Source organism: Polaribacter sp. Asnod1-A03 (assembly GCF_045063585.1).
GTDB lineage: Bacteria > Bacteroidota > Bacteroidia > Flavobacteriales > Flavobacteriaceae > Polaribacter.
The window spans coordinates 1,565,154-1,589,133 of record NZ_JBEFOE010000009.1 but is presented as its reverse complement, the minus strand read 5'-3'; the positions used below and the strand labels follow the sequence as shown (position 1 = coordinate 1,589,133).

Below are 23,980 nucleotides of genomic sequence, written 5' to 3'. Positions count from 1 at the left end.
TTTGTTAATAGAAAAGAAAAAGTAAAATCTGCAAGGTTTAAAAAAATTGTAGAAAAATAGAATAATAATTAACAATATTCTTACACCCGAGTAAGAATTCCTTCCCTTTGGGAAGGTTAGGATGGGCTTCTTAGTATGCAGAGTTTTAGAACAGAAATAGAAAATCCAGTTGTAGAAAAAGACATTATTGAATTAGCAGATAAAATTGCAGCATTTAATAATCTACAAATAGATGAAGAAAAATTTAGAAGTTTACGTTTAGCAAGAGGAGTTTACGGTCAGCGTCAAGAAGGCGTGCAAATGATTCGTATTAAATTGCCTTATGGTAAAGTAATGAGTAATCAATTACGTAGAATTTCTGAAGTTTCTGATGAATATTCAAGAGGAAGATTGCATATTACAACGCGTCAAGATATTCAAATTCATTATGTGGATTTAAATAGAACTCCAGAATTATGGGCAGAATTAGAAAGAGATGATGTTACGTTACGTGAAGCTTGTGGAAATGTTGTTAGAAACGTAACCGCTTCAGAAACGGCTGGTATCGATGTAAACGAACCTTTTGATGTTTCTCCATATGCAGATGCATTGTATAAATTCTTTTTACGTAACCCAATTTGTCAAGAAATGGGACGTAAATTCAAGGTTTCTTTTTCTTCTACGGATGAAGATACAGGATTGTCTTATTTACATGATTTAGGTTTTATTGCTAAAATACAAGATGGAGTAAGAGGTTTTAAAGTGATGGTTGCAGGAGGTTTAGGTTCTCAACCAAGACATGCAGAAGTGTTGTATGATTTTTTACCTTCGGATAAAATAATTCCAGTAATGGAAGGTGTTTTAAGAATTTTTGATCGTTATGGTGAACGTAAAAGTAGAGCCAAAGCAAGAATGAAATTCTTATTAAAAGATATCGGTTTAGAAGCTTTTAGAGGTTTAATTGCTCAAGAACAAAAAGCAATAGAATTAAAAACAGTTGCAATTGATGCTGACGCTTATGTAGCATCAACTCCAGTTTATGTTAATGCTCCAAAAGTAAAAATTAAAGATCAAGAATCTTTTGAATTATGGAAATCAACCAACTTAATTCCGCAAAAACAAGCAGGTTTTGTTGCAATCGGAATTAAAGTTCTCTTAGGAGATTTTTATACAGATAAAGCAAGATTGTTAGCAGATTTAGTTGATGAATATGCAGCAGGAGAAATCCGTTTAACCTTGCGTCAAAATATTGTAATTCCTTTTGTAAAGAAAGATTTAGTTCCTTTTTTCTATCAAGAATTAGAAAAATTAGGATTTGTAGAAGCAGGTTATAATAAAGCAGTAGATATTACGGCATGTCCGGGAACAGATACATGTAATTTAGGAATTGCAAGTAGTACAGGAATTTCTGTAGAATTAGAAAAAGTAATTGCGGCAGAATATCCTCAGTATTTAAAAAATGAAAATTTAGTTATAAAAATTAGTGGTTGTATGAATGCTTGTGGGCAACACAACATGGCAAACATTGGTTTTCAAGGAATGACAGTTAGAACTCCAGATAAATTAGTTGCGCCAGCATTACAAGTTTTATTAGGAGGTGGTAATTTAGGAAACGGAAACGGAGCATTTGCAGATAAAGTGGTAAAAGTACCCAGTAAAAGAGGTCCGGAAGCTTTACGTAGAATTCTAAATGATTTTGAAGCAAATGCAAACGGAAAAGAATTTGTAGATTATTATAAAGAAAAAGGAGAAAAGTATTTTTATGGTTTTTTAAGTGATTTACAAGATGTTTCTAATTTAACGCAAGAAGATTTTATTGATTGGGGAGAAGAAGATAAGTATGTAAAAGAAATAGGAATTGGAGAATGTGCAGGTGTTGTAATCGATTTAATTGCAACTCTATTTTTAGAAAGTGATGAAAAAATAGAAAATGCTAAAGAATCTTTTGAAAACGGAGTGTATTCTGGTGCTATTTATTACGCATATCAATCTATTGTAAACTCTGCAAAAGCATCGTTATTAGCAGAAAATAAGAAGACAAATACACATGCAAGTATTATTGCTCAATTTGATGAACTTTTTGTTACATCAGAAAAAATAGATTTAGGTGGTTCTTTTGCCGATTTAATTTATCAAATTAATAAATTTGCGCCTACTAAAGAATTTGCAAATAAGTATATTAGCGATGCAAATACGTTTTTACAAAAAGTAAGAGCTTATAGACAAGCAGAAACTAATGCATAAAAAGTAAAAGATGAGTTTAAAAACATCAAAGTTAACAGTAATAGGCGCAGGACCAGGAGATGTAGATTTAATTACATTAAAAGCGATTAAGGTTTTAAAAACGGCAGATGTGGTCTTATATGATGCTTTGGTAAATGAAGAAATTTTGTCTTTTATTAACCCAGAAGCAGAACAGGTTTTTGTTGGAAAAAGAAGAGGTTGTTATGCATATCAACAAGAACAAATTAATGAATTAATTGTAGAAAGAGCCAAAGCTTTTGGACATGTAGTTCGTTTAAAAGGAGGAGATCCTTTTATTTTTGGTAGAGGTGCAGAAGAAATGGAATATGCAACAGGTTTTGGGTTAGAAGTTGCTGTTGTTCCCGGAATTTCATCATCTATAGCGGTAGCTGCTTATCAAAATATACCATTAACAAAACGCGGAAGTGCAGAAAGTTTTTGGGTAATTACAGGTACAACAAAAGAACATAAAATATCTAGTGATATTGAGTTGGCTGCAAAGTCTAACGCAACAGTTGTGGTTTTAATGGGGATGAGTAAATTGCCTCAAATAGTAAAATTATTTCAAGCTCAAGGTAAAAACGATTTACCAGTTGCTATTATTCAAAACGGAACAAGAACTAATGAAAAAATAGGAATTGGAACTGTGGATACAATCGTAAATATTGTTGCAGAAAAGGAGTTGAAAAATCCGGCAATTATTGTTTTAGGAGAAGTTGTTAAACATCGCCAAACAATTTTAGAGATTCAGCAGCAATATGCAAATGAGTTAAATGGATAGTTTTATGGAAAGAAATAATTTATATCCTATTTTCTTAAAAATAAAAAATCTTGAAGTTTTAATAGTTGGAGGAGGTTTTGTTGCAGAAGAAAAATTAACATTCTTATTAAAATCGAGTCCAGATGCAAATGTAACAATGGTTTCTCCTATGTTTAGAGAAGGAACAAAGACATTAGCTAAAAAAGGAAACGTAAAATTTATCAACAAAAAATATCATAAAAGTTATTTAAAAGGAAAGCATATTGTTGTAGCAACAACAGATATTCCTAAAGTAAATGAAAAAGTGTACAAGCATTGTAGAAAGCGAAGTATTTTGGTAAATGTTGCAGATAATCCACCATTTTGTGATTTTTATATGGGAGGAATTGTAACCAAAGGAAATGTAAAAGTGGCCATTTCTACCAACGGAAAATCGCCAACAACAGCCAAAAGATTACGTCAATTTTTTGAAGAAGTAATTCCAGATAATATTGACGACTTAGTAAAGAATTTAAACGAGTTTAGAAAAACAATAAAAGGAGATTTCGAAGAAAAAGTAGAAACGCTAAACGAATTCACCAAAGGATTAATAGAGAAAAAAGAGTCTTAAAATAATGATTACAACAGATATACTTATAATTGGAGCAGGACCTACAGGGTTATTTACTGTATTTGAAGCAGGATTGTTAAAATTAAAATGCCATTTAATTGATGCATTACCACAACCAGGTGGGCAGTGTTCAGAAATATATCCAAAGAAACCAATTTATGATATTCCTGCTTATCCAGAAATTTTAGCGGGAGATTTAACGCATAAACTAATTGAGCAAACAAAACAGTTTGAGCCAGGTTTTACATTAGGAGAAAGAGCAGAAACAATAGACAAACAAGATGATGGTACTTTTATTGTAACTACAAATAAAGGGACAAAACACCATGCTAAAATTGTTGCAATTGCAGGTGGTTTAGGTTCTTTTGAGCCAAGAAAACCTAAGTTAGATAATATTACTAAATTTGAAGATAACGGAGTTGAATACATTATTAAAGAACCAGAATTATACAGAGATAAAAATGTAGTAATTGCTGGTGGTGGAGATTCTGCTTTAGATTGGTCAATTTTTTTATCAGACGTAGCAAAATCAGTAACATTAGTGCATAGAAGAAATGAATTTAGAGGAGCTTTAGATTCAGTAGAAAAAGTACAAGAATTAAAAGATGCTGGTAAAATAAACTTAGTTACACCTGCAGAAATTAAAGGTATTTTAGGAGAAGATAAAGTTACTGGGGTTTTAATTGAAAAGAAAGGTGAAGAACCTTTTGAATTACCTACAGATCACTTTATTCCTTTATTTGGTTTATCACCTAAATTAGGACCGATTGCTAATTGGGGATTAGAAATTGAAAAAAATGCAATTAAAGTAAATAATGCTTTAGATTATCAAACTAATATTCCTGGTATTTATGCAATTGGTGATGTAAATACATATCCAGGGAAATTAAAATTGATTTTATGTGGATTTCACGAAGCAACTTTAATGTGCCAAAGTGCTTATAAAAGAATTTTTCCAGATAAAAAATACGTAATGAAATATACTACAGTTGGTGGTGTAGATGGTTTTGACGGAACAAGAAAAGAAGCACCAAAAGCAGTTGTAAAAGCGATTGAGTAAATTGTTGTTAGGTTTACGTAACTTTGTAGACAGAATAATTATAATATAATAAAAAAGATGCAAGACATCAATATTAAGATAACAGACAGAAATGGTGTAACACATGATGTTGTAGCACCAACAGACATGGCAATGAACTTGATGGAAGTTGTTCGTTCTTACGAATTAGCTGAAGAAGGAACGATTGGTGTTTGTGGAGGAATGGCAATGTGTGCATCTTGTCAATGTTATGTGACATCTGATACAGTTTTACCAGAAATGACGGATGATGAAGATGCTATGTTAGCAGAAGCGTTTAATGTGGAAGATAATAGTAGATTAGGTTGTCAAATACAAATGACTCCAGAAATGGAAGGATTAGAGGTAGAATTAGCTCCGGAAATGTAAACACTTTAATGAATTTGATAGAAGAAAAAGTTGTGTTTAAAAATTACAGTATGTGCTTAAGAGATGCTGTAGAGGATTTTACAAAAGAACTCATTAATAATTTATTTGATGAGCAACATCTTGCGGAAAAAGGAGAAAAAAATAAACAAAAGTTTCTTAAAATTTTAGAAAGATTATCTATCGAAAAAGGTGAGGAAATTTGGAAAGAATTTGAAGCCTCTTTTTTAGATATCAGAAAAAAGTTAGATTTAGATGCAATTGCTGCAGAAAGAAATGACCCAGCAGCTAAAAGTTTAGAAGAAATTTATTTAGCATATCCTGGGTTTTATGCTATTGCAGTGTATCGTTTAAGTCATCAATTATTACAACAAGAAGTTGCTGTTTTACCAAGAGTAATGAGTGAGTTTGCACATAGTAAAACAGGTACAGATATTCATCCAGGAGCAGAGATAGGAAATTCGTTTTTTATAGATCATGCAACAGGTATTGTAATAGGAGAAACTACAATTATTAAAGATAATGTATCTATTTATCAAGGGGTAACCTTAGGAGGAATTCAAGTTAAAAAAAGTTTAGCTTCAACCAAAAGACACCCAACGATAGAAAGCGGAGTTGTAATATATGCAAATGCAACAATTTTAGGAGGAGATGTAATTATCGGTAAAAATTCTGTTATTGGGGCAAATGTTTGCGTAACAGAATCAATTGCAGAAAATTCAATAGTAACAGTGCAATCAGAAAATAATATTTTTCAAAAAAGAAATTAAGATGAAGACTAAAAGTATCATTGATTTTGTTGGAAATACACCACTTGTAGAGGCAAAAAACATTCTAAAGAAGGAAGGTGTTACCTTATTATTAAAATTAGAAGGTAATAATCCTGGAGGGAGTGTAAAGGATAGAGCTGCTTACTATATGATTTCTGAAGCCATAAAGAGAAATAATATTAAAAAAGGCGATACTTTAGTAGAAGCAACTAGTGGAAATACAGGTATTGCATTGTCTTTAATGGCAAAGGTTTTAGGTGTAAATATGGTAATTACGATGCCAGAAAACTCAACTATAGAAAGAGTTAAAACTATGCGTGCTTATGGTGCAAAAGTAATTTTAACTCCTGCTGAAAATGGTATTGAAGGAGCTATTGATCATGCTTTAAAATTAAAGTACAAAAAAGGATATTTTAGATTAAATCAGTTTGATAATTTAGATAACCCGAAAGCACATTATAATACAACTGGACCAGAAATTTGGAAAGATACAGAAGGTCAAGTAACACACTTTGTGTCTGCAATGGGAACTACTGGTACAATTACAGGTGTTTCAGATTATTTAAAAGAACAAAATAAAGACATTACAATTATCGGAGCACAACCTAAAGATGGTGCTAAAATACCAGGAATTAGAAAATGGCCAGAAGAATATTTGCCAGCAATTTTTAAACCTAAAAAAATAGATCAAGTTTTAGAAGTTAGTGAAGAAGAAGCAAAAGAGATGACAATTAGGTTGGCAAAAGAAGAAGGAATTTTTGCAGGTATGAGTAGTGGAGGTGCTGTAGCAACAGCTTTAAAAGTTGCAAAATCAATAGAAAAAGGTGTTATAGTTGCTATTATTTGTGATAGAGGAGATCGTTACTTATCATCAGATATCTTTGAATAAATTATAAAAACAAAAAAAAAGTTCGTTAATTTGCAGCGAGCATAGTTCATTTATTTAATATTGTTATCAAGAAAGGTTGAGGGATTAGACCCAAGGAAGCCTTGGCAACCCTTTACTTTTAAAGAAGGTGCTAATTTCTACTGGAATAAACAGAGAGATAACGGAAAGAACAACAATTCTTCTTTTCCTGATAACATAAAAAATTAATTTTCAGGAATGTCAAATATATACAAAGCTTTACAAGAAAGAATTTTGGTTTTGGATGGTGCAATGGGTACCATGCTACAAGCTTATAAATTTACGGAAGAAGATTTTAGAGGAGAACGTTTTAAAGAGTATCCAACACCTCTACAAGGTAACAACGATTTATTGTCAATAACGCAGCCAAAAGCAATAAAAACCATTCATGGTAAATACTTTGAAGCCGGTGCAGATATTATAGAAACCAATACGTTTTCTGGAACTACAATTGCTATGGCAGATTACCAAATGGAAGATTTGGTATACGAACTTAATTATCAATCAGCAAAAATTGCCAAAGAAGTTGCAGAAGAGTTTACTGCAAAAGAGCCACACAAACCACGTTTTGTAGCAGGTTCTATTGGTCCAACAAATAGAACAGCAAGTATGTCTCCAGATGTAAATGATCCTGGTTACAGAGCTGTAACTTTTGATGAATTAAGAATCGCATACAAACAACAAATTGAAGCCTTAGTTGATGGAGGTGTAGATTTGTTATTGGTAGAAACTGTTTTTGATACTTTAAATGCAAAAGCAGCTTTGTTTGCTATCGAAGAAGTAAAAGACGAGAGAAATATCGAAATTCCAACGATGTTAAGTGGAACAATTACTGATGCTTCTGGTAGAACATTGTCAGGGCAAACAGCAGAGGCATTTTTAATCTCAGTTTCTCATATTCCACTTTTATCTGTAGGATTTAATTGTGCTTTAGGAGCCAATTTATTACAACCACATTTAGAAGCAATTGCAAGTAAAACAGATTTTGCTATTTCTGCACATCCAAATGCAGGATTGCCAAATGCTTTTGGAGAATATGACGAAACTCCAGAAGAAATGGGAGAGCAAATAGAAGAATATTTAAAAAAGAATCTTATAAATATTATTGGTGGCTGTTGCGGTACAAGTCCAGATCATATTAATGTAATTGCAAATATTGCAGCCAAATATAAACCAAGAGCTCATTCTGAAATTGTTTCAGAAATTCATTAATTTATATGATTTTAGAAGTTGCAATTTTAAATGTAAAAGAAGGTCTTTCTAAAGATTTCGAGATTAATTTTAAAGAAGCAGAAAAATTTATTAAATCAGCTAAAGGATACATTTCTCATCATTTAAAGAAGTGTATAGAGGATGAAAATAAATATATTTTGTTAGTCAATTGGGAAACTATAGAAGATCACGAAATCGGATTTAGAAAATCGAAAGAATATCAAAACTGGAAAAATTTATTACATCATTTTTATAAACCTTTTCCAATAGTAGAACATTACAAGTAATGAAGATAAAGCAATCAAAATACATGAAATTGTCAGGTTTAGAGCCTTTAATTCTAAACGAAAACAGCAATTTTATAAATATTGGAGAACGTACAAATGTGGCAGGTTCTCGTAAATTTTTACGGTTAATTAACGAAGAAAAGTTTGATGAAGCGCTAGATATAGCAAGACATCAAGTAGATGGAGGTGCGCAAATTGTCGACATTAATATGGACGATGGTTTAATTGATGGAAAAGCGTCGATGGTTCGTTTCTTAAATTTAATTGCGGCAGAACCAGATATTTGTCGAGTTCCAATGATGATTGATAGCTCTAAATGGGAAATTATTGAAGCTGGTTTACAAGTTGTACAAGGTAAATGTGTGGTAAATTCAATTTCTTTAAAAGAAGGAAAAGAAAAATTTATTAACGAAGCCAAACTAATAAAACGCTACGGAGCAGCAGTTGTTGTAATGGCTTTTGATGAGGTTGGACAAGCAGATAATTACGAACGTAGAATAGAAATTGCACAACGTTCTTATGATGTTTTGGTAAATGAAGTTGGTTTTCCAAGTGAAGATATTATTTTCGATTTAAATATATTTCCTGTAGCAACAGGAATGGAAGAACACAGAAGAAATGCCATCGATTTTATTGAAGCAACACGTTGGGTTAGAGAAAACCTAGAAAATGTATCTGTTAGTGGAGGTGTAAGTAACGTGTCGTTTTCTTTTAGAGGAAATAATGGAGTACGAGAAGCAATGCATACAGTGTTTTTATATTATGCAATTCAAGCAGGTATGAATATGGGAATTGTAAACCCTGCTTTATTGGAGGTTTATGATGATATCCCAAAAGATTTATTAGAACATGTAGAAGATGTAATTCTTGATAGAAGGGAAGATGCTACCGAAAGATTATTAGATTTTGCAGAAACTGTAAAAGGTTCTAAAAAAGAAAAAACGGTAGATTTAACTTGGAGAGAAGGTTCTATACAAGACAGAATTACACATGCTTTGGTAAAAGGTATTGATGCTTTTATTATAGAAGATGTAGAAACAGCAAGATTACAAGCTACAGCGCCTATTGAAGTTATTGAAGGTAATTTAATGGCGGGTATGAATGTAGTTGGAGATTTATTTGGAGCAGGAAAAATGTTTTTACCACAAGTAGTAAAATCTGCTCGTGTAATGAAAAAAGCAGTAGGATATTTAAATCCATTTATAGAGGCAGAAAAAGGCGATAAGCAAGAACCTGTTGGTAAAATATTAATGGCCACTGTAAAAGGTGATGTACATGATATTGGTAAAAATATTGTAAGTGTTGTTTTGGCTTGTAACAACTACGAAATTGTAGATTTAGGAGTGATGGTTCCGCCAGAAAAAATAATTCAAACTGCTATTGAAGAGCGTGTAGATGCTATTGGTTTAAGTGGATTAATAACGCCTTCGTTAGATGAAATGGTGTATTTAGCAAAAGAAATGCAACGTCAAAATTTTGAATTGCCTTTGCTAATTGGTGGTGCAACAACCTCTAAAGCACATACTGCGGTTAAGATTGATACACAATATAAAAATGCGGTTGTGCATGTAAATGATGCTTCTAGAGCGGTAACAGTTGTGGGAGATTTATTAAATAAGAAAACTTCTAATGCTTATGTAGCTGATTTAAAGAAAAATTATGATGAATTTAGAACCAAGTTCTTAAAACGAGGCAAAGAAAAATCATACATTTCTATTGATGAAGCTCGTAAACGTAAATATAAAATTGATTGGGAAACTTCTGAGATTGTAAAGCCTAAAGAATTAGGAATTCAGACTTTTGAGCAGTTAAGTTTAAAAGAATTATTGCCTTTTATAGATTGGAGTCCGTTTTTTAGAAGTTGGGATTTACATGGTAAATTTCCTGCTATTTTAACAGATGAGGTGGTTGGTGAGCAAGCATCAATAATGTATGAAGAAGCACAAGCAATGATTAAAGAAATTATTGCAAAACAACTTTTAAAACCAAAAGCAATTTTTGGTTTGTTTAAAGCAAATTCTATAAATGAAGATGATATTCTTGTTCAGAAAAAAGGAGGAGAAGAATTTATTTTTAGAACCTTACGTCAGCAATTAAAGAAAAGAGAAGGAATTCCGAATCATGCTTTAGCAGATTTTATTGCGCCAAAAGAAACAGGAAAAACAGATTATATAGGTGCTTTTTGTGTCGGTATTTTTGGAGCACAAGAATTGGCGGATAGTTATAGAGCAAAAGAAGACGATTATAACGGAATTATGGCACAAGCAATTGCAGATCGTTTTGCAGAAGCTTTTGCAGAGTATTTGCATAAACAAGTAAGAACAAAACACTGGAGCTATGTTTCTGAAGAAAATTTATCTAACGATGATTTGATTAAAGAAAGCTATAAAGGTATTCGTCCTGCACCAGGATATCCTGCGTGTCCAGATCATTTAGAAAAAGAAACGATTTGGGATTTGCTAGATGTAGAAAAACAAATAGGAGTTACTTTAACAGAAAGTTTGGCAATGTGGCCAGCAGCTGCAGTTTCTGGTTATTATTTTGCAAATAAAGAAGCAAAGTATTTTGGTTTGGGTAAAATTACTGATGATCAAGTTACAGATTATTCTGAACGTAAAGGAATAACCAAAGAGAAAGCAAGAAAATGGTTACACCCAAATATTGCAGATCAGTAACATATTTTGATATTGCAAAAAGCTGCTAAGTAAGCAGCGTTAGCGATTGAAACGGCATCCTTTTTGCTTTTTTTGCAAAAAGATATAGTGTAAAGCGCGACCTGAAAGGAAACGCACAAAAAAACGAATAAAACATTAAATTAACAATTTGTTACATTTAAAATCATAAATAATATAATAGGAAAGCACATTTTTGCAGAAAATTTAAAAAATGAGAAAATATAGAGTAGAACTAAAATTTCTTCTTCAATTTTTATTGTTATCGATTACTGCATTGGTTGTTGCTTATTTCTATTAAATACTGAAATAAATTCAGCATCAATGAAAGTTACAGATCATATAAAAAAAGCAAACGGAAAAACATTGTTTTCTTTTGAAGTAATTCCACCTCAAAAAGGGAAAAATATTCAAGATTTATATAATAATATAGATCCATTAATGGAATTTAATCCACCTTTTATAGATGTAACAACTTCTAGAGAAGAATATGTTTATGTAGACAAAGGAAACGGACTTTTAGATAAAAAAATAACCAGAATGCGACCTGGAACTGTAGGTATTTGTGCCTCCATTATGCACAAATATAAAGTAGATGCAATTCCGCATTTATTATGTGGAGGTTTTACAAAAGAAGAAACAGAATATGTTTTGGTAGATTGCCATTATTTAGGTTTAGATAACGTGGTGGCTTTAAGAGGAGATGCAAGAAAAGATGAATCTTATTTTAAAGCAACACAAGGTGGAAATGCGTTTGCAAGTGAATTAGTGCAACAGATTTCTGACTTAAATAAAGGGAAATATTTACATGATGATATTAAAGTAGAACATAATTATGATTTTTGTGTAGGTGTTGCAGGATATCCAGAAAAACACATGGAATCTCCTTCTTTAAATACAGATTTAAAACGTTTAAAACAAAAGGTGGATGCGGGTGCAGATTATGTAGTAACGCAAATGTTTTTTGATAATAATAAATATTTCGAGTTTGTTAAAAAAGCAAGAGAAATAGGAATTACAGTGCCAATTATACCAGGTATTAAACCTTTGGCTGTAAAACGTCATTTACAAATATTACCACAAGTTTTTAAAATTGATTTACCAGAAGATTTAATTGAAGCGGTAGAAGGTTGTAAAGATAATAAAGCGGTAAGACAAGTTGGTATCGAGTTTGCAATTCAACAATCTAAAGAGTTAAAAGAAGCAGGTGTGCCTTTTTTACATTACTACTCGATGGGTAAAAGTGATAATATTCAGAAAATTGCATCAGAATTATTTTAAGAAAGTGGTTTTTTTACAAGTTTAATTTTAAGAATTCATCAGAAAAAAGGTTTAAAAGAGCCGTTTTTTGATGAATTTTTAGTTGTAAGCATAAAGACAATTTATAGACAAATAGTAAAAAGTAATTTTTTTAAAATATTGAAAGTAAATAAATTGTTTACTTTTGTAGTTCAAAATAGAAATAACAATTTAAAAATATAAAAATGGCATTAGAAATAACAGACGCAAATTTTGATGAAGTAGTATTAAAATCAGACAAACCAGTATTAGTAGACTTTTGGGCTGCTTGGTGTGGACCTTGTAGAATGGTTGGACCAATTGTTGATGAAATTCATGCAGAATATGAAGGTAAAGCAGTTGTAGGTAAAGTAGATGTTGATGCTAATCAAGAGTTTGCAGCTAAATATGGTGTTAGAAATATACCAACTGTTTTAATCTTTAAAAACGGAGAAGTTGTAGATAAGCAAGTGGGTGTTGCGCCTAAAAATGTATATACAGGTAAAATTGATGCTGCTATATAAGTAGTATTAACATTTTAAATAAGATAAAGGTTTGGCTAACGTCAAACCTTTTTTTATTTTTAGAATCTAAACTTTTTATATGAAATTTTATTGCTCATTAATTGCATGTTTTTTTCTTTTAATTTCTTGTGATAAACAACAAGATGATAAAGTAAAATTAGAAAAAGGAATCTCTTACGAATTAGCAAAATACAGAAAACAACAAATTGCTGATGTTGTTTACAATTTAGATTTTCAAATTCCTGTAGAAAAACAAAATCCGATTCCCTCTAAATTAGTAATAAATTTTACGGTTAAAGATTTAGAAAATGATGTGTATTTAGATTTTAATGAAGATGCTTTAAAGTTAAAATCCATCAAAATAAATGAAGAAACAACAGTTGTTAATCATCAAAAAGAACATGTAATTATTGATAAAACAAAACTAGTTCTGGGCGATAATTCTGTTGAAATATTTTTTGATGCAGGAGAAAAATCATTGAATAGAAATGAAGATTTTTTATACACTTTATTGGTGCCAGACAGAGCAAGTACGTTGTTTCCTTGTTTTGATCAACCAGATATTAAAGCTAAGTATAACTTAAGAATTACAGCACCAAAAGAATGGCAAGTTCTTGCAGGTGGTTTCGAAGAAAGTAGTTTGCAAATTGATGATTTTATAGAGCATACTTTTGCAACGTCAGATTTAATGAGTACGTATTTGTTTTCTTTTGTAGCAGGTAAATTTACAGAAGAAACTAAAAACCCAGGAGCGTTTGATATGCGCTTTTTATACAGAGAAAATAACAAAGAAAAGATTACAGAAAGTGTTGATGAAGTATTTAATATTCATCAAAATTCAATAGATTTTTTAGAAGCTTATACACAAGTAAAATTTCCATTTCAAAAAATGGATTTTGCTGCAATTCCGCCTTTTCAATACGGAGGAATGGAACATGTTGGGGCAATTCAATACAGACAATCATCGCTATTTTTAGATAAAAATGCGACTCAAAACAGAAAATTAAGCAGAGCAAAATTAATTGCACACGAAACTTCGCACATGTGGTTTGGAGATTTGGTAACCATGCGTTGGTTTAATGATGTTTGGATGAAAGAAGTTTTTGCCAATTTTATGGCAGATAAAATTATGAATCCGGTTTTTCCAGATGTAAATCACGATTTAAATTTTATGATGACGCATTACCCAAGTGCATATTCCGAAGACAGAACAAAAGGAACAAATGCGATTCGTCAAGACTTAGATAATTTAAAAAATGCAGGTTCTTTATACGGAAGAATCATTTATAACAAAGCGCCCATTATGATGCGTCAGTTAGAATATTTACTTGGGGAAGAAGCTTTTCAATCAGGAATTCAAGAATATATTAAAAAGTATCAAAACTCAAACGCAGATTGGGAAGAATTGGTGACTATTTTAGATGAAAAATCTCCAGGAAATATTAAAAATTGGAGTGATGTTTGGGTAAATTCTTCTGGAAGACCAATTTTTACAGAAGAAGTAGAATTAAACGAAAAAGGAAATGTAACCAAGTTTATTATTTATCAAAATGCAGAAGACGGTTCAGAAAAAATTTGGACACAATCTTTTAGAATTCAATTAAAAGATGCCAGAGGTTATGTGAAAAATATCAATATAAAAAATATGGGAAAATCTTTTGATATTACATCCGCAACAAAAGATTTTAAACCAGGACAAGTTTTATACAATACAAACGGATTTGGTTACGGCGTTTTTCCTATTTATAAGAAAGAAATAGATGCTTATCAATATATAAGTGATGACGTTTCTAGAGGATATCAATTTATTAATTTGTATGAAAATATGTTGATTGGAGAAGTTACTCCGTTAGAAATTTACAATGTTTATCTATCAGCAATTAAAGAAGAGAAAAACGAATTAATAACGAATTATTTATCAGGAAGAATTCAGTCTATTTTTTGGACATTTTTAACAGAAGAACAACAAAATGAAATTCAACAAAAAACAGAAAAAGAAGTTTTAAAATTATTAGAAAGTAATGTTTCTAAAAATATAAAGAGAACCCTTTTTGGCTTGTACCAATCTATTGCAATTTCCGCAGAAGGCAAAGAAAGTTTATATCAAATTTGGAATAAAAAGAAGCAAATTAATAATTTGTTTTTAAATGAAAATGATTTTACGTCTTTAGCAATGAAGTTGGCAATTTTAGAACATCCAAAAACACCAGAAATTTTACAAGAGCAGCAAACAAAAATATCTAATAACGATCGATTAAATCGTTTTAAATGGTTGTTACCTTCTTTATCTTCTGATGAAAAGGTTAGAGATAATTTTATGCAATCGCTTTTGCAAAAAGAAAACAGAGCAAACGAATCTTGGGTACAAACGGCATTGGGTAATATTCATCATCCGTTAAGACAAAAATCAGCAATAAAACACTTAAAATCGGTTTTAGACAAGTTAGAAGAAGTACAATTAACTGGTGATATTTTCTTTCCTAAAGGATGGTTGGCGAGTTCAATTGGTCAATACTCTTCTAAAGAAGCAAACGTTGTTTTAGAAGAATTTTTAGAAGTAAATCCGGATTACAATCCAATTTTATTGACAAAATTATTACAGACTACAGATAATTTAACAAGAGCTCAAAGTATTAAAAAGTAGTATGAATTTATCCGAAGTAAAATCATCAGAAATAAAAAATTTAGGCATACTTGCAAAACAAGTAGTAGAAGGTTTTATAACAGGGATTCATAAAAGTCCGTTTCACGGGTTTTCTGTTGAGTTTTCTGAACATAAATTATACAACAAAGGAGAAAGTACACGACATATAGATTGGAAATTGTTTGCAAAAACAGAAAAACTCTATACAAAAAAGTACGAAGAAGAAACCAATTTAAGGTGTCATATCATTATTGATAATTCTGCTTCAATGCATTATCCTGTTGTAAAAAAGCAAACTGTTGATAATTTAAATAAAGTTGTTTATTCTGCAATTGCAGCAGCTTCTTTAATGGAAATTTTAAAGCGACAAAGAGATGCCGTTGGTTTAAGTATTTATTCTGATAAGTATGAATATTATGCGCCAGAAAAAGGCAGTGAGCGTCATAGAAAAATGTTGTTACATCAATTAGAACAGTTAATGGTTTCTAAATCTGAAGCAAAAACAGAAACATATCAATATTTGCATGAAATTGCCGAAAAGATACATAGGCGCTCTTTAATTTTTTTATTTACGGATATGTTTCAAACAACAAAAGACCATGATGAATTATTTGAAGCTTTACGTCATTTAAAATACAACAAACATGAAGTTGTTTTGTTTCATACTTTTGATGGGAAAACCGAATTAAACTTTAATTTTGATAATGCACCCAAAAAATTTGTTGATGTAGAAACTGGACAAGAAATAAATGTTTTTGCAGAAAATATTCAAGAAAAATATAAAGAATCGATTCTTAGCTATTTTAAAACTTTAAAAAATAGGTGTTTACAATCTAAAATAGATTATGTGCCAATTGATATACACAAAGGCTTTAATGAGGTTTTGACAGCTTATTTAATCAGTAGAAGAAAAAATATTTAATTTTTGTATTTTACGCTTGCAAATATTAAAATAAGTATTATATTTGCAACCGCTAAAAGCAACGGTCTGGTAGTTCAGCTGGTTAGAATACCTGCCTGTCACGCAGGGGGTCGCGGGTTCGAGTCCCGTCCAGACCGCAAAAAGCATCTCAGTTTTGAGATGCTTTTTTTGTGTTAAAAATTTGGAAATTAAAGAATATACTTTTTTTATGTTAAAGATCGTCTTGTGTTAAAATAAAATACTATATTTGCATCCGCTAAAAGCAACGGTCTGGTAGTTCAGCTGGTTAGAATACCTGCCTGTCACGCAGGGGGTCGCGGGTTCGAGTCCCGTCCAGACCGCAAAAAGCCTAATAATCATTTTTGATTGTTAGGCTTTTTTAGTTTTTAAACATTAGTTTATGATATTAAAGACAACTTATCGGAAATATTTTCAGTAAAAAAGATTTGTTATATATATAGTCTGACAAAAAAGCAGATTATTTGACTTGGTATAGTTTTGGCTTTTAGTTAGTAAAATTAAAATAGTATGAAGACATTTTTAAAAATCTTATTAACGGCTTTGGCAGTTATTGTTTTGGCTAATATTTTACCAGGAATTTCTGTAGCAGGTTATTCATCTGCAATTATTGTAGCTGTAGTAATTGCATTATTAAATATGTTTATTAGACCTCTTTTAATTTTCTTTACTTTACCTGCAACCATTGTAACTTTAGGATTGTTCCTTTTTGTAATAAACGCATGTATTATATTGTTAGCAGATAAATTAATAGACGGTTTTGCTGTTTCTGGCTTCTTTGCAGCGTTATTATTCAGTATTTTACTTTCCTTTTTTAGGTCTGTATTATTCTCATTACTAAAAGAAGATAAAGGGGTTGTAAAGAACTAAATAACATTACTGAAATAGAAGTATTTAACATTTGTGCAATCAATTAAAATGATTAATTTTGCACTCGATTTTTTAAAGAATATAGAGACTAAGAAATGAATATTACAAAAGAAAACATTGATGCGTTAAACGCAGTTGTAAAAGTAGATATAGTTGCAGATGACTATCAAGCAAAAGTAACAGAATTATTAACAGACTATCGTAAGAAGGCAGATGTACCTGGTTTTAGAAAAGGACATGTACCTATGGGGATGATTAAAAAGCAGTATGGTAAATCTATAATGATAGATGAGGTTAATAAGCTTTTACAAGATTCTTTAAATAAATATATTACAGAAGAAAAATTAGATATTTTAGGAAATCCTTTACCAAGAGTTCAGGAAGATTTTAATTGGGATGCAGAAGCTTTTTCTTTTGAATTTGAATTAGGTTTAGTACCAGAATTTGAAATTGATTTAAGTGAAAAGAACAAAATTAAACAATATAATATTGTTGCAACTGATGAGTTACTTGACGAAGAAGTTAAGAACATTCAGACACGTTACGGAAAAATGAGTGCAATAGAAGAAGCTACAGAGCACTCTAATGTAACTGGTACTTTTGTAAATGAAGAAAAAGAAATCAACAAAAAATCTACTTTTTTAGTTAACGATCTTAAAGGGAAGAAAAACGAAAAGAAGTTAATTGGAGCAAAAGTTGGTGATGTAATTGAGCTAGAAACTAAGAAATTATTTGAAGACGACCATAAATTACAAAACATTTTAGGTGTTGATCACGATGCAATTCATGATCTAGATGTTACTGTAACTTTAACTATAGAAGAAATTACAAAAACAGAACCAGCAGATTTAGATAAAGAATTATTTGATAAATTATTTGCTGATGGAAGTGTAACTTCTGTAACAGAATTAAGAGAAAAAATTAAAGAAGATGCAGAAAAGCAATTCTTACAACAAGGAGATCAACAATTACTAAATTCTGTAATCGAATATTTAGTAGAAAATACAAAATTTGATTTACCTGCAGATTTCTTAAAAAAATGGTTAGCAACTGCTGGTGAAAAACCATTAACAGAAGAAGAAGCTGCTGCAGAATTTGAAAAATCAGAAAAAGGTTTACGTTATCAATTAATCGAAGGTAAGATTATGAAAGATAATGATATTAAGATTGATTATAAAGAATTAGTAGATTACGCTAAGGTTTTTATCCGTCAGCAAATGGCTCAGTTTGGTAACTTAAATCCAGAAGAAAAAGAGTTAGATGATATTGCTGGTAGAATATTACAAAACCAAGAAGAAGCTCAAAAATTACAAACTCAATTAATTAGTCAAAAATTATTGACTTTTTATAAAGAGAATATCAATTTTAAAACAAAAGAAGTTTCTTACGAAGACTTTATTAAAGAAGTATATAAATAATAGAAGGTTCTTTTAAAATGTTATCTCAAAATATAGAGGAGATTAGTTTTTAAAATTATAAATAATAAGAAAACCTGAATTGTAAGATTCGGGTTTTTTTAGCAACTAACTGTAACAAAATATTAAGAGAATAGTTCTTATATTTACATTAATAAACTTAAAACAGAATCACGAAATGGATTACGGAAAAGAGTTCGAAAAATACGCAACAAAACATCACGGAATAAATAGTACATATTTAGGTAAAATTACAAGTAGTTTAACGCCATATATTATGGAAGAACGCCAAATGAATATTACTCAAATGGATGTTTTTTCTCGTTTAATGATGGATAGAATTATCTTTTTAGGAACAGGAATTAATGATCAAGTAGCAAATGTTATTCAGGCTCAGTTATTGTTTTTAGAAAGTGTAGATGCTAATAAAGATATATCTATATATATAAATTCTCCTGGAGGAGGAGTGTACGCAGGTTTAGGTATTTATGATACAATGCAATTTATAAAACCAGATGTTGCAACAATTTGTACAGGTATGGCAGCTTCTATGGGAGCTGTTTTAATGTGTGCAGGAGCAGCTGGTAAACGTTCTGCATTACCACATTCTAGAGTTATGATTCATCAACCTTTAGGTGGTGCGCAAGGGCAAGCTTCTGATATTGAAATTACAGCAAGAGAAATCTTGAAATTAAAAGATGAGTTGTATGCAATTATTGCAAATCATTCTGGTCAATCAGTAGAAAAAGTACATAACGATTCTGATAGAGATTATTGGATGAAAGCTGATGAGGCAAAAGCTTACGGAATGATTGATGAAGTTTTAGCAAGAAAATAAAAAAGCAATTAGTTTTTAGCAATTTATTTATTGCTAAAAATAAAAGGCGAAAAGCCAAGTAAAGAATGTCGAAAGAAGAAAATTTAGAATGTTCGTTTTGCGGACGAAAAAAAGCAGAAACAGATATGTTAATCGCAGGTATGGATGCGCATATTTGTGATAAATGTATAGAACAAGCACACGGAATAGTACAAGAAGAAATTTCTGATGCAAAATCTAGTTCTTTATCTGAAGATTTAATTTTAAAAAAACCTATTGAAATTAAAGAGTTTTTAGATCAATATATAATTGGTCAATTAGAAACAAAAAGAGCAATGTCGGTTGCCGTATATAATCACTACAAAAGATTATTACAAACAAAAGAAGATAAAGATGATGTGGAGATAGAAAAATCTAACATCGTTTTAGTAGGAGAAACAGGTACAGGAAAAACATTGGTTGCAAAAACAATTGCAAGAATGTTAAACGTACCTTTTGCTATTGTAGATGCAACTGTATTAACACAAGCAGGTTATGTTGGTGAAGATGTAGAAAGTATCTTAAGTAAGTTATTACAAGCTGCAGATTACGATGTTGAAAAAGCACAAAGAGGTATTATTTTTATTGATGAAATAGATAAAATCGCAAGAAAAGGCGATAATCCATCAATAACAAGAGATGTTTCTGGAGAAGGAGTACAACAAGCTTTATTAAAATTATTAGAAGGAACGGTTGTAAACGTTGCGCCTAAAGGAGGAAGAAAGCATCCTGATCAAAAATTTATAGAAGTAGATACTAAAGAAATTCTATTTATTGCTGGTGGTGCATTTTCTGGTATCGAAAGATTTATAAGTAAGCGTTTAAATATGCAAGCTGTAGGTTTTGGAGCATCTTTAGATGATGATAAAGTAGATGAAGAAAATTTATTACAATACATTATTCCATCAGACTTAAAAGCATTTGGGTTAATACCAGAAATTATTGGCCGTTTACCTGTTTTAAGCTATATGAATCCTTTAGATGCAGAAACATTACGTGCTATTTTAACAGAACCTAAAAATTCTATTATAAAGCAATATGCTAAGTTGTTTGGTATGGACGATATTACTTTTAGCATAGATGAAGAAGCTTTAAACTATATTGTAGACAAAGCTGTAGAGTATAAGTTAGGTGCAAGAGGATTAAGATCTCTTTGCGAAGCTATTTTTACAGATGCAATGTTCGATTTACCAAGTTCAAACGAAAAAGAATTTAAGGTAACTAGAGAATATGCAGATGCAAAACTATCTAATTCTACCTTAAAGAAGTTAAAAGCAGCTTCTTAGTTTTTTTTAGGAGTAAAATTAAAAACCTCATTATTTATTTAATGAGGTTTTTTAATTTTAATAGGTTTATAAAATCATTAAAACATCTAATTCTTATATTTGTTCTCCCTTTTAAATAAACATATTTAATGATTTCAAGAAGTTCCATAGACCGTATTTTCGAATCTGCAAGAGTAGAAGAGGTTATTGGTGAATTTGTTCAGCTTAAAAAAGCAGGAAGTAATTTTAAAGGATTAAGTCCGTTTACAGATGAAAAATCACCATCTTTTATGGTATCTCCGGTAAAACAAATCTGGAAAGATTTTTCTACAGGAAAAGGAGGTAATTCTGTTTCATTTTTAATGGAACACGAACATTATTCGTATCCAGAAGCTTTAAGATGGTTGGCAAAAAAGTATAATATAGAAATTGAAGAAACCGAACAGACATCAGAAGAAAAAGAACAGATGAATGAGCGAGAAAGTATGTTTATGGTTTCTAATTTTGCCAAAGACTACTTTAACGATATTATGCTAAACTCTAATAAAGGGAAAGCAATCGGTTTAAGTTATTTTAAAGAGCGTGGTTTTAGTGATGAAACGATAAAAAAGTTTGATTTAGGTTATTGTATTGACGAGTGGGACAATTTTACAAATGCAGCTTTAAATAAAGGATACGATTTAAAATATTTAGCTTCTACTGGTTTAACAATTGTAAAAGAAAATAAGCAATTCGATCGGTTTAAAGGTCGTGTAATGTTTCCTATTCATTCTATGTCTGGTAGAATTTTAGGTTTTGGAGGTCGAATTTTAACTGCGGATAAAAAGGCAGCTAAATATTTAAATTCTCCAGAAAGTGATATCTACCATAAGAGTAAAATTTTATACGGAATTTATCAAGCGAAAAAAGAAATCGCAAAACAAGATAACTGTTTTTTGGTAGAAGGTTATACGGATGTGATTTCATTTAATCAATCCGGCGTAGAAAATGTAGTAGCATCTTCTGGTACAGCTTTAACATCAGATCAAATTAGGTTGATTAACAGATTAACTAAAAATATTACGGTTTTATTTGATGGTGATGCAGCAGGAATTAGGGCTTCTATAAGAGGAATAGATTTAATTTTAGAACAAGGAATGAACGTAAAAGTCGTTCAGTTTCCTGACGGAGAAGATCCGGATAGTTTTGCTAAATCTCATTCTGATGCTGAATTGAAGGAGTATTTAGAAAATTCTGCGCAAGATTTTATCAATTTTAAAGTATCACTTCTATTAAAAGATTCTAACAACGATCCTATAAAAAAAGCAGGTGTTATTAGAGATATTGTTACAAGTATTTCTAAAATTCCTGATGGTATTCAGAGAGAAGTCTATGTACAAGAATGTTCTAGAATTATGGATATTTCTGAACGTGTTTTATTTAGTGAATTGGCTCAGTTAGTAAAAAAAGGATTACAAGAAAAAAGCAAAAAAGCACAAAAAACGCAACAGAGTAATCTGCAACAAGACCCTAATCAACCACCTCCAGAATATTTTGCAGAGCAAGAACAAGCTAAAATGGGAGTTGTTAAAGGAGGTAAAGTTTCTACCCAAAAAATAGATCAACTTTCTATTTTAGAAACAGAGATAATAAGAATATTACTTTTATATGGTAATGAAGAGGTAGAGTTTGTAGAAGAAGTAATTGAAGTTACAGATTCTGGAAAAGAAGAAATTACTACAAGAAAATATCAAAATTTAGTTTCTGCAGAAATTTATGTGCATTTACAAGATGATGAAATAGAGTTTTCTAATGAAGTTTTTCAAGAAATTTATGCAGAAATTATCCATCAATTAAATCAATATGAAAAAGTAGATATTGATGGTTTAATAAATCATCAAAATCCAGAAATAAGAACAATAGTAACTTCTATTTTAATGGATGAAGAAGACCCAAATTTGAGACTAAGTGACTGGGAAGGACAAAATATTTACGTAACAACAGCATTAGAAGTGCTTAAGAAAGCTGTTAATGATTCTGTTTATAATTTAAGAAGAGTTTTAATTGGAGAAAAAATAGAAGAATTGATGCAGCAAGCTACACAGAACCAAAATTTATCAATAGATTTAGAGGTTATAAAAAATTATACTAGTTTAAAAATGAGGCTATTTGAGAAGTTAAATAGGGTAGTTTAATATTAATAAATTGTAAAAAAATGTATTTATACCTATATCTAGGTATAAGATTTAGTTTCCTTTTTTGTATATTGCCAACGCTAAAGAAAAAACATAGACTATGAAAAAAGTATTACAATTATTAAAAATCGTACAATTGTTTATCTTATTACCTTTCGAAATTTCTAAAGGTTCTAAAAAAAGAGCTTACATGCAGATTAAAAAAGTAATGGTAGCTGCAAATTTGTTGTAAGTATATTTCAAAAAAAAGCCTTAATTTATTAATAAATTAAGGCTTTTTTTTGAAATCATGATCAATTATTTAATTTCCTTAGGTATTTCGCAAACAGGAATCGGTTGCATTTTATGTTGATTAATAGTATTTAATCTCGTATAAATTTTAAATACTTCTTGCTCTCTGTCAGAAAAATCATCTACAGTTTTTCCTAAACCTTGCATATCCATAGCCCATTCTAATTCATCATAAGAAGCTCCAATTTGGTCTTCATCAGTTCTACTATCACCAAATAAACCATCTGTAGGTTGTGCTTCTTGTATAGAATTAGGTACTTTTAAGGATGCAGCTAATTCATATACTTCAGACTTCATTAAATCTGCAATAGGACTTAAATCTACACCTCCATCTCCATATTTTGTATAAAAACCAACTCCAAAATCCTCAACTTTATTACCTGTACCAGCAACTAAATAGCCATGTAAACCAGCTAAATAATATAAAGTTGTCATTCTTAATCTAGCTCTAGTATTGGCTAAAGATAGGTCTACTTTTGGTGAAGCTTCTACATCAGGAACAACATTTTTAAAGCCATCAAAAGTTGAAGTTAAATCTACTTTTGTTCCAGAAACATTAGTAAAACGTTCTTTTAATTGCTTAATATGTTCATTTGCTCTTGTTACTTGGCTTTCTGCTTGGTGTATAGGCATTTCTACACACAAAGTTGGTAATCCTGTTTTAGCACATAATGTTGATGTTAAAGCAGAATCAATACCACCAGAAACTCCAACAACAAATCCATTTACTTTAGCATTTACAGCATAATCTTTTAACCAATCTATAATATATTTTGCAACTCTTTCAGTATCCATAGATAAACTATTTTAGTATTTTTATCGTTTTTATATTCGTAAT

21 protein-coding genes, 2 tRNA genes and 1 riboswitch are annotated in these 23,980 nt (G+C 30.6%); of the genes, 22 read left to right on the top strand and 1 reads right to left on the bottom strand.

Annotated elements, in window-relative coordinates:
• Positions 1-135 precede the first annotated feature (135 nt).
• The 22 genes from ACJJVY_RS07475 (at position 136) to ACJJVY_RS07370 (ending at position 23,083) form a co-directional block, all read left to right on the top strand.
• On the top strand, positions 136-2,223 hold the full coding sequence (locus ACJJVY_RS07475) for a HEPN domain-containing protein (protein ID WP_405606465.1): 2,088 nt from the start codon (positions 136-138) through the stop codon (positions 2,221-2,223).
• Between the two features lie 10 nt (positions 2,224-2,233).
• Complete coding sequence (cobA, locus tag ACJJVY_RS07470) at positions 2,234-3,004, top strand: uroporphyrinogen-III C-methyltransferase (protein ID WP_405606464.1); 771 nt, start codon at positions 2,234-2,236, stop codon at positions 3,002-3,004.
• 4 nt (positions 3,005-3,008) lie between these two features.
• The gene (locus tag ACJJVY_RS07465) at positions 3,009-3,593 is read left to right on the top strand and encodes a bifunctional precorrin-2 dehydrogenase/sirohydrochlorin ferrochelatase (protein WP_405606462.1); all 585 of its coding nucleotides are present in this window, start codon (positions 3,009-3,011) and stop codon (positions 3,591-3,593) included.
• A gap of 4 nt (positions 3,594-3,597) precedes the next feature.
• Complete coding sequence (locus ACJJVY_RS07460; protein ID WP_405606460.1) at positions 3,598-4,653, top strand: NAD(P)/FAD-dependent oxidoreductase; 1,056 nt, start codon at positions 3,598-3,600, stop codon at positions 4,651-4,653.
• Between the two features lie 57 nt (positions 4,654-4,710).
• Positions 4,711-5,040, top strand: coding sequence for a 2Fe-2S iron-sulfur cluster-binding protein (locus ACJJVY_RS07455; protein ID WP_405606458.1), 330 nt, complete (start codon positions 4,711-4,713; stop codon positions 5,038-5,040).
• An 8-nt stretch (positions 5,041-5,048) separates the two neighbouring features.
• Positions 5,049-5,807, top strand: coding sequence for a serine O-acetyltransferase EpsC (epsC, locus tag ACJJVY_RS07450; RefSeq protein WP_405606456.1), 759 nt, complete (start codon positions 5,049-5,051; stop codon positions 5,805-5,807).
• Position 5,808: 1 nt separating this feature from the next.
• Entirely contained in the window at positions 5,809-6,696 is an 888-nt protein-coding gene (gene cysM, locus ACJJVY_RS07445) for a cysteine synthase CysM (RefSeq protein WP_405606454.1), read from the top strand.
• Positions 6,697-6,756: 60 nt separating this feature from the next.
• Positions 6,757-6,860: riboswitch (SAM riboswitch) on the top strand.
• Positions 6,861-6,912: 52 nt separating this feature from the next.
• Positions 6,913-7,926 (top strand): homocysteine S-methyltransferase family protein, encoded by a 1,014-nt coding sequence (locus ACJJVY_RS07440; protein WP_405606452.1) that lies wholly within the window; start codon positions 6,913-6,915, stop codon positions 7,924-7,926.
• 5 nt (positions 7,927-7,931) lie between these two features.
• Positions 7,932-8,213: an antibiotic biosynthesis monooxygenase family protein gene (locus ACJJVY_RS07435; protein ID WP_405606450.1), complete on the top strand. Its 282-nt coding sequence runs from the start codon at positions 7,932-7,934 to the stop codon at positions 8,211-8,213.
• On the top strand, positions 8,213-10,888 hold the full coding sequence (gene metH / locus ACJJVY_RS07430) for a methionine synthase (protein WP_405606448.1): 2,676 nt from the start codon (positions 8,213-8,215) through the stop codon (positions 10,886-10,888). Before ACJJVY_RS07435 ends, metH begins: the two co-directional genes overlap by 1 nt.
• Positions 10,889-11,209: 321 nt before the next feature.
• Positions 11,210-12,166, top strand: a complete 957-nt coding sequence (gene metF, locus ACJJVY_RS07425; protein WP_405606446.1) for a methylenetetrahydrofolate reductase [NAD(P)H] — start codon at positions 11,210-11,212, stop codon at positions 12,164-12,166.
• A 203-nt stretch (positions 12,167-12,369) separates the two neighbouring features.
• Entirely contained in the window at positions 12,370-12,687 is a 318-nt protein-coding gene (gene trxA, locus ACJJVY_RS07420; protein WP_215993585.1) for a thioredoxin, read from the top strand.
• A 79-nt stretch (positions 12,688-12,766) separates the two neighbouring features.
• On the top strand, positions 12,767-15,331 hold the full coding sequence (locus ACJJVY_RS07415) for a M1 family aminopeptidase (protein ID WP_405606444.1): 2,565 nt from the start codon (positions 12,767-12,769) through the stop codon (positions 15,329-15,331).
• Position 15,332: 1 nt separating this feature from the next.
• Complete coding sequence (locus ACJJVY_RS07410) at positions 15,333-16,253, top strand: DUF58 domain-containing protein (RefSeq protein ID WP_405606442.1); 921 nt, start codon at positions 15,333-15,335, stop codon at positions 16,251-16,253.
• 63 nt (positions 16,254-16,316) lie between these two features.
• Positions 16,317-16,390 (top strand) — tRNA-Asp (locus ACJJVY_RS07405).
• Positions 16,391-16,520: 130 nt separating this feature from the next.
• Positions 16,521-16,594: transfer RNA gene (locus ACJJVY_RS07400), tRNA-Asp, on the top strand.
• A gap of 187 nt (positions 16,595-16,781) precedes the next feature.
• Positions 16,782-17,141: a phage holin family protein gene (locus tag ACJJVY_RS07395; RefSeq protein WP_405606440.1), complete on the top strand. Its 360-nt coding sequence runs from the start codon at positions 16,782-16,784 to the stop codon at positions 17,139-17,141.
• Between the two features lie 95 nt (positions 17,142-17,236).
• Positions 17,237-18,559, top strand: a complete 1,323-nt coding sequence (tig, locus tag ACJJVY_RS07390) for a trigger factor (RefSeq protein ID WP_405606438.1) — start codon at positions 17,237-17,239, stop codon at positions 18,557-18,559.
• 175 nt (positions 18,560-18,734) lie between these two features.
• The gene (gene clpP / locus ACJJVY_RS07385) at positions 18,735-19,394 is read left to right on the top strand and encodes an ATP-dependent Clp endopeptidase proteolytic subunit ClpP (protein WP_405606436.1); all 660 of its coding nucleotides are present in this window, start codon (positions 18,735-18,737) and stop codon (positions 19,392-19,394) included.
• A 65-nt stretch (positions 19,395-19,459) separates the two neighbouring features.
• Complete coding sequence (clpX, locus tag ACJJVY_RS07380; RefSeq protein ID WP_405606434.1) at positions 19,460-20,698, top strand: ATP-dependent Clp protease ATP-binding subunit ClpX; 1,239 nt, start codon at positions 19,460-19,462, stop codon at positions 20,696-20,698.
• A 128-nt stretch (positions 20,699-20,826) separates the two neighbouring features.
• Complete coding sequence (dnaG, locus tag ACJJVY_RS07375) at positions 20,827-22,851, top strand: DNA primase (protein WP_405606432.1); 2,025 nt, start codon at positions 20,827-20,829, stop codon at positions 22,849-22,851.
• 100 nt (positions 22,852-22,951) lie between these two features.
• Positions 22,952-23,083, top strand: coding sequence for a hypothetical protein (locus ACJJVY_RS07370; protein WP_405606430.1), 132 nt, complete (start codon positions 22,952-22,954; stop codon positions 23,081-23,083).
• A gap of 65 nt (positions 23,084-23,148) precedes the next feature.
• Here ACJJVY_RS07370 and nadE read toward each other — a convergent pair whose 3' ends face one another.
• Positions 23,149-23,937, bottom strand: a complete 789-nt coding sequence (gene nadE, locus ACJJVY_RS07365; RefSeq protein WP_405606428.1) for an NAD(+) synthase — start codon at positions 23,935-23,937, stop codon at positions 23,149-23,151.
• Between the last annotated feature and the right edge of the window lie 43 nt (positions 23,938-23,980).